The organism is Marinobacter sp. EVN1, from assembly GCF_000475375.1.
In the GTDB taxonomy this organism is placed as follows: domain Bacteria; phylum Pseudomonadota; class Gammaproteobacteria; order Pseudomonadales; family Oleiphilaceae; genus Marinobacter; species Marinobacter nauticus.
Genome location: NZ_AXCB01000013.1, coordinates 141,116 through 153,479 on the forward strand (window position 1 = coordinate 141,116; position 12,364 = coordinate 153,479).

The window sequence follows — 12,364 nt, forward strand, 5'->3', positions numbered from 1 at the left end:
CACATGGTGGCTAACGATCTGACATCGGTTGACGATGCACTGCAACATATTCTTGACCGGGCGCCGGCCATCACCCGAACCGAAGCCGTTGCCTTAACGGACAGCCTCGGCCGGGTTCTGGCGGAGAACCAGTATGTTCCCGCGGATGTGCCGCCAGCGGATAACAGCGCCGTGGACGGCTATGCGGTATGTCTGGCCGATGTCGCCGCCGGCAAACCGATGTCCGTATCCGCCAGAATCCCGGCCGGCGTTGCCCCCGGAACACTGGCACCCGGCACAGCGGCACGGATTTTTACCGGCTCCGAGATTCCCGAAGGGGCCGATGCGGTCGTGATGCAGGAACGGGTGGAACGCACCGACGACATGATTCTGATCCAGGCCGAGGTTTCAGAGGGCCAGAACATTCGCAGGCAGGGCCAGGATCTTGCCCGGGGCGATCTGGCGCTGGCGAAGGGCAAGCGCATTCGCCCCCAGGAAATGGGCCTGCTGGCCTCCATGGGAATCAGCCAGGTTCCGGTCATGGGCCGGCTAAGAGTCGCGGTATTGACCACCGGTGATGAACTGGTGGAGCCGGGCCAGCCACTTGATTCTGGCCAGATATACAACACCAACCGATTTACCCTCATGGGCCTGTTGGCCGAGGCTGGCTGCGAGCTGGTTCTGTGCGAAACCCTTGAAGATACCCGGGAAGCCACCCGCAGCACGCTCGAGTCTGCTGCTGCCAAGGCCGACCTGATCATCACCAGCGGCGGCGTATCGGTCGGTGAGGAGGACCACGTTCGCGCGGTACTGGAGAAATCCGGCAAGCTGTCACTTTGGCGCATGGCAATCAAGCCCGGCAAACCACTGGCGTTTGGCGAAGTGGCAGGCATACCGGTACTCGGTTTGCCGGGCAATCCGGCAGCGGTCCTGGTCACTTTTCTGGTGGTGGCGATGCCTTACATTCGCAAACGCCAGGGCCGGCAGGACCTCCTTCCCGTGGGCGAATCTCTGCCCGCTGGGTTTGACGTAACCTCCACATCTGTCCGCCGCGAGTTTGTACGGGCCCGGAAGCAGGGTTCAGCAGCGGGTCTGGAGGTTGTCGCCTACCCCAACCAGAGCTCCGGCGTCCTGAGTTCCGCCTGCTGGGGCGACGGCCTGGCTGTGGTGCCGGAACACACGGCCATCCGCGCCGGCGATTTGATTACATACTATCCGTTCACCGAATTACTGAGTTAACGATGACAGAACCAACACTGACCGTGCGTTTTTTCGCCCGACTAAGAGAAGAGCTGGGTACCGAAAGCCTGACCCTGCCGGCATCAGAGCACCAGACGGTCGCGGACCTGCTTACCCACCTGGCCAGCCGGGGCGGTGCCTGGGCCCAGCTGACCGGTGGCCAACCGGTGATGGCGGCCATCAATCAGTCCATGGCGAAGCCGTCCAGCCCGGTACAGCCAGGGGATGAGGTAGCCTTTTTCCCACCGGTCACCGGAGGTTGAGATGATTTCAATCCAGACCGACGATTTCGATGCGGGTGCAGAATATGAGGCGCTTCGCGGGACCGGACCGGGCACCGGGGCCATTGTGACCTTCTCGGGTCTGGTGAGGGATTCCGGGGATCTGTCCGGGGTGACGGGGCTGTTTCTCGAGCATTATCCGGGAATGACCGAGCAGGTGATTCAGGGGCTGATTGATGAGGCGGGCCGGCGCTGGGATGTGCAGCGGGCCCGGGTGATTCACCGGGTCGGGCAGTTGGCGCTGGCGGACCAGATTGTGTTTGTAGGGGTGTGCGGTGCCCACCGGGGCGATGCGTTTGCGGCCTGTGAGTTCATTATGGACGCGTTGAAAACGTCGGCGCCATTCTGGAAGAAGGAGATTACCCGCGAGGGTGAACATTGGGTGGAGCAGAAAGAGGCTGATGTTGCCCGGAGTCGGAACTGGGAGTGAGACGCTTATTGGAGTTTGCCGCCCGGCCGCTGGCCTAGTGGGACCTCCGAAAACCGCTGTGAATACGTCCCTGTACGCTTGCTCTCCGCCATCCATGGCTCCGAGCATTTTCGGAGATCCCACCAGACCAGCACCCTACATATGCAGTCAGCTGATCCAGCCGAGATCATATTAGCGTTCCAACCCCCTAAAATCATTGCGATTCCTGAACACTTCGTCGGTTTCAGGACAATTAACCGCAACCGCCCCCACCGATTCGGCAAATCCCATCACCCGGCGGTTGTCCGAGGCCAGCCAGCGATCCAGTTCCACCATTACATTTACCGGATACACACCGTGCAACGGGTGCAGGCGGCCGTTATGTTCGGCAATAGCCGGGCGGTCGGGTTGGGTTTGCCAGGCGGTGACCAGGGCGCTAAGGGTTCCCGGGGTGATTCCCGGGGTATCACAGGGGCAGACCAGCACAGCTTCGGCACCCTGAGTTTCCGCGGCTTTCAGGCCCGTGAGCAGGCCCGCCAGAGGGCCCTGGTCGCGTAGTTCAGGAGGATCCTGCAGGATGCGGCCGGGCGCCAGGCGTTCGTATTCCGGCAGGGAGCGGTTGGCGCTGATAAAGACAGCCGGGGTGACGCTCTTCAGGGCCCTCAGCACCCATTCCGCCATGGCTTTGCCTTGCCAGGGTACGAGGCCTTTGTCCTGGCCGCCCATGCGGGTGCCTTTGCCGCCTGCCAGGAGCAGGCCGATGATTCTGTCTGGTCGGGTCATGGCATAAAAAAACCGCCCGTGAAGCGGTGTTCAGGGGCGGTTTCCTTCAACAGCGGATCAGAGGTTGCTGTCGAGGAAGGCGGCCAGCTGCGATTTGGACAGCGCGCCTACTTTGGTGGCATCCACGTTGCCGTTCTTGAACAGCATCAGGGTCGGGATACCACGGATGTTGAACTTGGGCGGGGTCTGTTCGTTTTCGTCGATGTTGAGTTTGCAGACCTTAAGCTTGCCGTCGTATTCGTCAGCGATTTCTTCCAGAACCGGAGCAATCATTTTGCACGGGCCACACCACTCGGCCCAGTAGTCTACCAGTACCGGAACGTCGGACTTCAGTACATCCTGCTCGAAGGAAGCGTCGGTGACATTAACGATATTTCCGCTCATTACCTTTTCCTGATTCAGGCGCTCCGGGGCTTGGATTCCGGCCCTTCGGGAGTCGCTGTTGACTGTAGTGGACGGTGTTCTCTTTACGGACCGGCCGCCCACCCGGATTAAGACAGACTATTACTTTACGCGATTGCCGGCCCTGATGTGAAGCCGGTTGTATCTACCCTCGGGTTGATCCGTGTCAGTAATGTCCGCAGCGAGTTACTGACACGGCCGGGAAGTTTCACTTATAGTACGGCCAAGTTCATATCACACAGGACGCCTATCAACGTGACGGCCGCATCCCCTGCCGAGAAGCCTGAAACCTCCCCGGACATGCTGGCAGCCATCGATATGGGCTCCAACAGTTTTCATATGGTCGTCGCCCGTCTGGTGCATGGCGAAATCCGCACGGTTGAGAAGATGGGCGAGAAAGTCCAGCTTGGCGCGGGGCTGGATCAGTACAATCGGCTGACCGAAGAAACCCAGCAGCGGGCCCTCGAATGTCTGAGCCGGTTTGCCCAGCGCCTTCAGGGCATGCCCCGGGAAGCCGTCCAGATCGTCGGCACCAATGCCCTCCGGGTCGCCCGCAATGCTCACGATTTCATTGCCCGTGCCGAGGAGGTGCTGGGTTATCCGGTAGAGATCATCGCCGGGCGTGAGGAAGCGCGGTTAATCTATCTCGGTGTCTCCCATACCCTGTCAGACGATTCCGGTCGGCGGCTGGTGATTGATATTGGCGGCGGCAGCACGGAATTCATCATCGGACAGCGTTTCGAACCCCAGGAGCTGGAAAGTCTGCACATGGGGTGCGTCTCGTTCCGCAACCGCTACTTTCCCGATGGCAAGATTACCCGGCGCCAGATGGACAAGGCCATTACCCACGCCGAGCAGGAACTGCTGAATATCCGTCAGCACTATCGTTCAGTGGGGTGGCAGAGCGCGGTGGGCTCTTCCGGCTCGATCAAGGCGATTGCCAACGTGCTGGCAACCCTGAAGATTACCGACGGCTCCATTAACCGCGACGGCATGGAAGAGCTGCGCAAGCGCCTGGTGAGCATGGGCAAGGTGGAGAAACTGGCCGAACTGGGGGTAAGGGAAGATCGCCAGAGCATTTTCCCCGCCGGCTTTGCCATTCTGATGGCCGCGTTCCGTTCACTCGACATCCAGACCATGACCTTTGCCGACGGCGCCCTGCGTGAAGGCCTGCTGTACGACATTGTCGGACGCATCCAGCACGAGGACGTTCGTGAACGCACGATTGCGGCGCTGCAGGAGCGTTACCACGTAGACCAGGCTCACGGCGCAGCGGTCGAGAACACCGCGATTGCCGCCTGGGAACAGGTGGCGGGGCAATGGGGCCTGCGCACCGCCGCCGATGAAGACGTGCTGCGCTGGGCCTGCCGGCTGCACGAGATCGGCCTGACCATTTCCCACAGCCAATACCACAAGCACGGCGCCTACCTGTTGCGTTATTCCGATTTACCCGGCTTCAGTCAGCCGTTCCAGAAGGATCTGGCCACTCTGGTCCGGGGCCATCGCCGGAAGTTCTCGTCGGCGGTTTTCGAGGGTATCGAGCCCGAGGACAAACCCCGCCTGACCTACCTTTGCGTGCTGGTGCGACTGGCGGTGCTGATCCAACACCCACGCAACCTGGAAGCCCCCCCCGCCTTCACCCTTCACGGCCACGATAACCGCCTGGTAGTCGAGTTCCCCGAGGGCTGGCTGGACAACCGCCCGCTGACCCTCGCAGACCTGGAGAACGAACGGGACTATCTGGCACGCCAGGACTTTACCCTGGAGATCTCGGGCCGGTAACACTGGCCGGCCTCAGCCAGCCAGTTCCGCCTCCAGGCTCTCCACAGTTTCGCTCACCTCCAGCCACTCGGCTTCAATGCCTTCCAGCTCGCGCTTGAGCTCTGCCTGCTCCGCCAGCAGTCCCTTGAGCCGAACCTTTTGCTGGTCATCGTAAAGACCTGGGTCGGCAAGATTCTGCTCCACGGTGGCCAGCTGTTGCTGCAACTGTTCCATACGGGCCTCAAGCGTTCCCTGTTTTTTCCGCCACGGGCTGAGTTTCTGTCGCAGTTCAGCTTCCTGGCGCTTGCGGGCCTTGCGTTCGTCCGCCGTCAGGGTCGCGGCTCCGGCGATATTGGCTGATTTTTCCTGACCCTCGGCCACTTCACGTCGGGGCGGCGATTCCTCATCCTTTCGGCGATCCGCCAGCCAGCGTTCGTAATCCTCCAGGTCGCCCTCGTACTCGCCAACAGCGCCGTCGCATACCAGCCAGAATTCATCCACCGTGTTGCGCAGCAAGTGGCGGTCGTGGGATACCACCACGATGGCGCCATCGAAGTTCTGGAGCGCCATGGTCAGGGCCTGTCGCATTTCCAGGTCCAGATGGTTCGTGGGCTCATCCAGCAGCAGCAGATTGGGTTTCTGCCAGGCGATAACGGCAAGCGCAACCCGGGCCTTCTCACCGCCCGAAAACGAGCGAATGGGCGCAAGTGCTTCGTCGCCGTGAAAATCGAAGCCGCCCAGGAAGTCCCGGACTTTCTGCTCCGATGCGGTTGGCGCAAGACGCTGCAGGTGCAGGAACGGACTGGCGTCGAGATCCAGGGACTCCAGCTGATGCTGGGCGAAATAGCCGATGGCCAGGTGTTCGCCACAGGTGCGCTCACCACTGAGCAGGGTTCCGGTGCCGCGAAGGGCATCCATAAAGGTGGACTTACCGGCCCCGTTCGGCCCCAGCAAACCAACCCGGGTGCCGGGCAACAGGGTGACATTGATGTTCTTCAGAATGGGCACATCCCCATGGCCCGCGACCCCGTGGCGAATGGACAGCAATGGATTGGAGACCTTGTCCGCGACCGGGAACTCGAAACTGAAGGGTGAGTCCACGTGCGCGGGCGCAATCTTTTCCATCCGTTCCAGTGCCTTGACGCGGCTCTGGGCCTGCCGGGCTTTGGTGGCCTTGGCCTTAAAGCGATCAACAAAACGCTGGATCTCCGCAATTCTCGCTTGCTGACGCTCGAAACTGGCCTGCTGCTGGGCCAGGCGCTCGGAGCGCTGACGCTCGAAGGCTGAGTAATTTCCCGTATAAAGCACCAACTGCTTCTGATCAAAATGCACCAGATGCGTAGCCACACGGTCCATGAAGTCACGGTCGTGAGAAATAAACAGCAAGGTACCAGGATACTTTCTGAGCCAGTTCTCCAGCCACAGACAGGCATCCAGATCCAGGTGGTTGGTGGGCTCATCCAGCAACAGCAGATCGGAGGGACGCATCAGTGCCTGGGCCAGATTCAGTCGAATACGCCAGCCACCGGAAAATGCCGAAACCGGGCGCTCGGCATCGCTGTCGGCGAAGCCCAGGCCCCTGAGCAGAGTCTCGGCCCGACGCGGTGCGGACCAGGCTTCGTGAATATCCAGCTCCCCGTGCAGGCGGGCAATGGCATGGTCGTCACCACCCGCTTCCGCTTCGGCCAGCGCCCGCTCCATTCGCCGCAACTCGGTGTCGCCATCCAGCACAAAATCCCGGGCGGACCTGGACGAAGCCGCGACTTCCTGAGCCATATGGGCAATCCGGCAGCCACCGGGCAACCCCACGCTGCCTTGCTCGGGAGCAAGCTGCCCCAGCAAGAGCTGGAAAAGACTGGATTTGCCGGCACCGTTAGCACCAACAATGGCAACGCGCTGCCCCGGTTGCACGGTCAGGTTCACGTTTTCTAGCAACCAGACGCCGCCCCGTTGTAAACTGAGATCGGTTATCGTTAACATAGATTTAATCTATCCATGGATTACTGCCAGGGAAGCGCCAACATGACCGTTCAACAAGCGGACCCGCTGGAACTTCCAGAACACATGGAACCAGACAATCCGTTATGGCGTTATGCCCTCGCCCAATGGCAGGATCCACAGGTGGCTGAGGCCTGTCTTGAGCTGCAATCCGAGGGATGGAGCGTAAGCCGCATCCTCTGTGCCGGCTGGCTGGCCACGCAGGGTCAGTCGTTCTCTGGCGTTGAGGACGCTAAGGTAACAGAGTGGCGAAGCCGTGTAACCGGTTGCCTTCGCTCCGCCCGCAAGTCTGTTCCCCGAGCCAATGATCATGGCGTGGAGTTGCGGGATACTCTGGCGAGGGCAGAACTGCTGGCCGAACAGCTGGAGCTGGCTCTGGCCTGGCAAACGTTGAAAGAATCCGAAGCGGAGCGCGGAATCATGCAGGAATCAGGCACCATCATCGGGCAGAATCTTGTCGCTGCCGCGCCGTCCGACAACATACCCACGCGGGTAAAACCTCATCTTGAACTTCTGGCCAGCCGGCTTGCAGGCCAGACCACCAGAGGCGGCCCATCATGTTCATGAAATGGCTGATCCGGCTTTCGTTTCCGGCGCTCGGCCTTCTGCTGCTGCTGATTTTCTTCGGCCTCGGCGATCCCGACCAGGTCTCGGAACCGGTGAAAACCGAGCAGGCGACGACGATTCCCTCCTTTGAGGGGTTGCTGCCATCGCCGATTCCCACCGAAGGCCCGGACATCGTTTTCAAGTGGCAGGACACCGATGGCAACTGGCACTATGCCGATCAGCCCCCGGCCCAGGGCCCCTGGAATGCCCTGGCCATTGAGCGCCCAGACCCGGCGCCCCGGAAGCCGCAGACCATCAGCCCGGAAGATGACTGGCAGTCCCCCTACCAGGCCCCCTATTCGCTCAATGGCTCACCCGCCAGCGGTTCCTGACGCGGGTTGCGCATTGCCGCGAAATGAGTCTCTGATTAACACATGTTCAGTGGCATCCCGCTGCTGAACCCGTTACCTTGTTCACTTTCAGAATCCAGGGTCAGAGAGCCCAGAAACACGTGAAAAGGATGAAATGATGAAGAAAACGCTTTTGGCTATCGCCGTTACCGGCCTGATTGCCGGTTGCTCAACAGCCCAGGAGCCGGCAAACGACCCGGCCCTTGAAACCACCCCTGAGAAAGTCAGCTATGGCATGGGATTGGTGCTGGGTGAGCGCATGAGCAATGACTTGCCGGATCTCCAGATGGACCAGTTCCTTCAGGGCATCCAGCATGGCCATGCCGGTGACGAAGACAGCAAGCGACTGACCCGCGAGCAGATCCAGGAAGCGCTGATGGCCTACCAGCAGGAGCTCCAGCAAAAGCAGGAGCAGCAACTGGAAGAACTCGCGCAGAAGAACAAGGATGCCGGCGAGGCTTTCCTGGCAGAAAACGCCGAACGTGAAGGCGTTGAGACCACAGAATCCGGTCTCCAGTACGAAGTGATTGAAGAAGGTAACGGTGAGCGCCCAACCGCCGAAGATCAGGTGGAAGTCCACTACACCGGCGAACTGATCAACGGTGAGGTATTCGACAGCTCCCGTGAGCGCGGGCAAACCGTGACCTTTGGCCTGAACCAGGTGATTCCTGGCTGGACAGAAGGCCTGCAGCTGATGAGCGAAGGTGCTCGTTACAAGCTTTATATCCCGTCTGACCTGGCCTACGGCCCGGGCGGCAACCAGGCTATTGGCCCCAACGAGACCCTGGTATTTGATGTCGAGCTGATCGCCGTGAATCCGGGGCAGGACGACGCTGGTTCAGACGAATAAGCTCTGGCCAGCACTCCGGCAGGCAATAAAAACCGGCGCCATTTCTGTAGCCGGTTTTTTATTGCGGGTAATGCGGTTCCGGGTAGAGGCAATCAGGCCGAAGCCACCTTGCCCGCATGGGCGTTATGCAGATTCTCAATCAGGAAATCTTCCATCTCAAAGCGCGACTCCAGCACTTCTCCAAGCCGTGACAGCTCGTTGAACAATTCCCTGACGTCGACCTCGGACAGCTCCCGGCCATCCAGACGATCATTAAAGTTCAATGCCACTTCCGTGGTTTGCTCGATCCGGGGATAGAGCTTTGCTGCCAGTTCGAGGCCGCCGTCGTTGAACTCACGGGCCTCCTGAATCAGCTGTTCGTAGACTTCAAAGTGACCGGCCGAAACATAATCCACCAGCACTTCGCACAGGCGGACAAATTTTTCGCGGAGGGCATCAGTCTGGGAAAAATCGCTTTCTCCAGACAACTCGCAATACTGAACCAGAAGCTCCTGGCGCTCTTTCAGCCAGCGATCAATCAGCTCGCTGACACCACCCCAACGTTCCCTGGCATTCCGGCAATTCTCCAACATGACGCCTGTCTCCCCTCGGTCAATCCGCCAGCTCTCTGGATCTAGTCTTGATAATTATTATGTTGGATTCAAGTTACCCCATGGTCATGGTCAGCCGCAACTGTTTCAGCTCTGCAACCAGTCCCGGGGAGAATAGCGTCGCAGCATCACAAACAGCCCCAGCACAATCAACAGGCTGAAAAAGACCGCGGTCCATCCGGGGATACTCAGACCGAGAAAACGCCAGACCACTTCGGCGCAATCACCAGTGCCTTTCAATGCGGTTTGCAGCACTTCAAACCAGGGTAGTACCTCGAGCATGTAATCAACCGAAGGGCCACAGGCAGGCACCTGGTCCGCCGGCAGACTCTGTAACCATAGCTGACGCCCCGCCACCGCCAGACCAGCGCCAGCGGCAACAATCAGTAACAGCCCGTAGACCCGGTTGCCGAACCCGCGGGGTCCGTGCAGAAACGCCAACAGACTGACCAGCCCCGCACCCATAAATCCGAAACGCTGCAACCAGCACAACGGGCAGGGCTCCAGACCCATCACGTGCTCCATGTAAAAGGCCACCGCCAGCAACCCGGCGCACACCAGAAATACCAACCCGAATATCCATCTGCTTGTCAAAACGCTACCCCGGAATCATGATGTGGACTGCACAAGCTTCCATGGCCTGATATTCTCAGAGAAAAACCAGCGTGCCATGAAACACTGAACCAATCCTAACCCATGACTAACGCCAAGCCTATGACCATTCTCAGAAAACTGACGCCGGCCCTGTTACTGACCCTGTGCGCACTGATGCCTTCCCTGCCCACCATGGCCGAGGAAGCTGATGAAGAAACCGAAGTGAAGGGGGTAACCGACTATATCGCCATGGAACCGGCATTCGTCACCCATGTCGGCAAACCGGATGCGAAAGTGGCCTATCTCAAAGCCTCCGTAACCATTCGGGCCTCCCGCGAAACCACCCGGCCGGCGGTAGAAGCGCACATGCCCAGGTTACGGCACGAACTGGTGATGCTGTTTGGTGAGCAGACGGATCTTGACCAATTGTCTTCCATGGACGGCCAGCAGGCGCTGCGGGAAGAAGCAACCAAACGGATAAACGGAGTGCTGGAGGAGCAGCAAACCGGTGAGACCATTACCGGAGTGCTGTTTACCGAGTTTGTGGTTCAGCGCTAGTTGCGGCGTCCACCGGGCGGTGGCACCGGATCAGGCGATGCGTGAGAACAGATCATCATCCTGTTGCGGGCGCTGTTTCCGGGCCTGACCGGCATCATCCCAACCGGCTTCCCAGGCGGCAATAATGACCTCACCACGGTATGGACAGCGGGTTTTGTCCATGCCCATCTCTCCGGCCATGTATCCCTGCCGGTAGGCCTTGTTCAATGCTTCTACATCCCAGCCGAGCTTGATATCCGTTGCCATGGGCCACCTCCTTACCTGATGTAATAGAAAGTAACAGCAGGTAACAGATCCAGCAAACCGGACAGCCGGTTCTGTGCGTCACGTCCCTTTCCGGACGTGACGCAAGCGGCGTCAGGATTTCAGGTAGGCCTCCAGAAACTCCGGAAATGGCTGACTGTCCGCAGCTTCCTGCTCTTTCTGCTCGACCAGGGACTGCGCACTCATGGCACGGAAGTCCGCCAGCACCTCCGGTGCCAGTGGCTCCGAATTCAGGGTTTGCTGGTGTTCACGGGATATCGCCTGCACCCAGTCGCGATGGCCCAGGCCTGACTGCCCCATGGCCTCAAGCACTCGAGCGGAAGGCACCGCCCAATCATTGCCCTCGAGTTTCGACCGTTGAGCCGCCAGCGCCGACCTGTAGGTATCGCTATGATTCCAGCCATCCAGCAGCTCTGCCAGGGGCTGCAAGCGCTCCAGCCATTCAACGGCGGCCTCGCCCACAGGCACACGCTGTCCACCCCGGCACAGACTGAGTGAATGCAGGCGACCGCTGGCGACGACGTCCTTGTAATTGTCATCAAGCCGTTCGCACTCATCGTCTTCAATACGGGGAGAATCGGTGAGCAGGCAATCCAGCAGGAACAGGTCGAGGAAATCGATCTGCTCGCGGTTCACGCCCACCGGCGAGAACGGATCCAGGTCCAGACAACGCACCTCAATGTATTCCACACCCCGGGCATCCAGAGCCTGGATCGGCTTTTCACCCCGCTCGGTGGTGCGCTTGGGACGTACCGCGCTGTAGTACTCGTTCTCAATCTGAAGCACATTGGTATTGATCTGGACAAACTCGCCATTGCGCCGGGTGCCAATGGCTTCATACGCTGGCCAGTTGGTGTGGATGGCGCGATCCAGTGTCCGGGTATAAGTGCTCAGCTCATTGAAGCAGATATTCAGCGAGGCCTGGGCATTGTTGTGGTAACCCAGATCCCCCATGCGCAAAGACGTGGCGTGCTGGCCAAACCAGGTGCGATCATCGAACCGTGCCAGGTCGTGCCGGACGCCGGCCACAAAACTGGCATCCAGTGCCGGCGAGGCGCCAAACAGCAGCATCAGCAACCAGCTGCGGCGGCGGAAATTCCGGATCAGCCAGAAGTACTGGTCTGATTTGAAATCCCTGAGGCTATCCTTGTTGCCCACCAGTTCCTGCCATTTGCGCCAGAAACTGTCCGGCAGGGAAAGATTGTAATGGGCGCCGGCAATACTCTGCATAATCCGGCCATAACGCACCGCCAGACCCTGACGATACACATGCTTGAGCCGGCCAGTGTTGGAGCTGCCGTACTCGGCAATGGGAATGCTGGCATCGCCGTCAATCTCGCAGGGCATGCTCGCGGCCCAGAACACTTCGTTATCCAGGTTCTGCTGGACGAACCGATGTATATCCCGCAACGAGGCCAGCATGGCTTCAGTATTGTCAAAGACCGGCGTGATCAGTTCCAGCAGGGCTTCCGAGTAGTCGGTCGTGATACGGGGGTGGGTCAGTGCGGAGCCCAGGGCTTCCGGATGTGGAGTCTGGGCAATGAAGCCATTGGCATCGACGCGCAGGCCTTCCTTTTCGACCCCTTTGAGGAAACCGTCCCAGTCACTGGCGGCAAACTGTTGGAACAGGGAGTGGCGGGATTGTGCCATGTTGAGCTCCTGTTGCAGCCGTTACGCCCTTGTGAGACGTAACGGCTGTG

General features: G+C 59.7%; 15 protein-coding genes. 8 read left to right on the top strand and 7 right to left on the bottom strand.

What is annotated here, in order from left to right; all coding sequences use genetic code 11:
- The first annotated feature begins 3 nt into the window (after positions 1–3).
- From glp to Q674_RS27085, 3 genes are read left to right on the top strand one after another with little or no spacing between them, the layout of a single operon-like run.
- Positions 4–1,218, top strand: a complete 1,215-nt coding sequence (glp, locus tag Q674_RS27075; RefSeq protein ID WP_022992120.1) for a gephyrin-like molybdotransferase Glp — start codon at positions 4–6, stop codon at positions 1,216–1,218.
- Between the two features lie 2 nt (positions 1,219–1,220).
- Entirely contained in the window at positions 1,221–1,481 is a 261-nt protein-coding gene (moaD, locus tag Q674_RS27080) for a molybdopterin converting factor subunit 1 (RefSeq protein WP_023008381.1), read from the top strand.
- Position 1,482: 1 nt separating this feature from the next.
- Positions 1,483–1,929 carry a molybdenum cofactor biosynthesis protein MoaE gene (locus tag Q674_RS27085; RefSeq protein ID WP_023008382.1) on the top strand — a complete coding sequence of 149 codons (447 nt, stop codon included), beginning with the start codon at positions 1,483–1,485 and terminating at the stop codon, positions 1,927–1,929.
- Positions 1,930–2,100: 171 nt separating this feature from the next.
- Here the strand turns inward: Q674_RS27085 and mobA are convergent, their stop codons facing one another.
- Together mobA and trxA are read right to left on the bottom strand one after the other, a co-directional pair.
- Entirely contained in the window at positions 2,101–2,691 is a 591-nt protein-coding gene (gene mobA / locus Q674_RS27090; RefSeq protein WP_023008383.1) for a molybdenum cofactor guanylyltransferase MobA, read from the bottom strand.
- A 57-nt stretch (positions 2,692–2,748) separates the two neighbouring features.
- On the bottom strand, positions 2,749–3,075 hold the full coding sequence (trxA, locus tag Q674_RS27095) for a thioredoxin TrxA (protein ID WP_011784020.1): 327 nt from the start codon (positions 3,073–3,075) through the stop codon (positions 2,749–2,751).
- Between the two features lie 318 nt (positions 3,076–3,393).
- Here trxA and ppx point away from each other — a divergent pair, with 318 nt between their 5' ends.
- Complete coding sequence (ppx, locus tag Q674_RS27100) at positions 3,394–4,875, top strand: exopolyphosphatase (protein ID WP_051993034.1); 1,482 nt, start codon at positions 3,394–3,396, stop codon at positions 4,873–4,875.
- Positions 4,876–4,887: 12 nt separating this feature from the next.
- Here the strand turns inward: ppx and Q674_RS27105 are convergent, their stop codons facing one another.
- Positions 4,888–6,834, bottom strand: a complete 1,947-nt coding sequence (locus Q674_RS27105; RefSeq protein ID WP_031209917.1) for an ATP-binding cassette domain-containing protein — start codon at positions 6,832–6,834, stop codon at positions 4,888–4,890.
- A 42-nt stretch (positions 6,835–6,876) separates the two neighbouring features.
- On the opposite strand from Q674_RS27105, the gene Q674_RS27110 reads away from it, so the two are divergent.
- The 3 genes from Q674_RS27110 (at position 6,877) to Q674_RS27120 (ending at position 8,658) form a co-directional block, all read left to right on the top strand.
- On the top strand, positions 6,877–7,419 hold the full coding sequence (locus Q674_RS27110) for a DUF2390 domain-containing protein (protein ID WP_023008387.1): 543 nt from the start codon (positions 6,877–6,879) through the stop codon (positions 7,417–7,419).
- On the top strand, positions 7,410–7,790 hold the full coding sequence (locus Q674_RS27115; protein ID WP_023008388.1) for a DUF4124 domain-containing protein: 381 nt from the start codon (positions 7,410–7,412) through the stop codon (positions 7,788–7,790). Before Q674_RS27110 ends, Q674_RS27115 begins: the two co-directional genes overlap by 10 nt.
- 136 nt (positions 7,791–7,926) lie before the next feature.
- Positions 7,927–8,658, top strand: a complete 732-nt coding sequence (locus Q674_RS27120; RefSeq protein WP_022992112.1) for an FKBP-type peptidyl-prolyl cis-trans isomerase — start codon at positions 7,927–7,929, stop codon at positions 8,656–8,658.
- A 92-nt stretch (positions 8,659–8,750) separates the two neighbouring features.
- Here the strand turns inward: Q674_RS27120 and Q674_RS27125 are convergent, their stop codons facing one another.
- Positions 8,751–9,230: an Rsd/AlgQ family anti-sigma factor gene (locus Q674_RS27125; RefSeq protein WP_014420335.1), complete on the bottom strand. Its 480-nt coding sequence runs from the start codon at positions 9,228–9,230 to the stop codon at positions 8,751–8,753.
- Positions 9,231–9,335: 105 nt separating this feature from the next.
- Positions 9,336–9,842 carry a disulfide bond formation protein B gene (locus tag Q674_RS27130; RefSeq protein WP_011784013.1) on the bottom strand — a complete coding sequence of 169 codons (507 nt, stop codon included), beginning with the start codon at positions 9,840–9,842 and terminating at the stop codon, positions 9,336–9,338.
- Positions 9,843–9,944: 102 nt separating this feature from the next.
- Between Q674_RS27130 and fliL the strand changes: the two genes are divergently transcribed.
- Entirely contained in the window at positions 9,945–10,400 is a 456-nt protein-coding gene (fliL, locus tag Q674_RS27135) for a flagellar basal body-associated protein FliL (protein WP_011784012.1), read from the top strand.
- A gap of 30 nt (positions 10,401–10,430) precedes the next feature.
- Here the strand turns inward: fliL and rmf are convergent, their stop codons facing one another.
- Complete coding sequence (gene rmf / locus Q674_RS27140; RefSeq protein WP_011784011.1) at positions 10,431–10,646, bottom strand: ribosome modulation factor; 216 nt, start codon at positions 10,644–10,646, stop codon at positions 10,431–10,433.
- Positions 10,647–10,757: 111 nt separating this feature from the next.
- Positions 10,758–12,314 (bottom strand): glutamate--cysteine ligase, encoded by a 1,557-nt coding sequence (gene gshA / locus Q674_RS27145; protein WP_011784010.1) that lies wholly within the window; start codon positions 12,312–12,314, stop codon positions 10,758–10,760.
- Between the last annotated feature and the right edge of the window lie 50 nt (positions 12,315–12,364).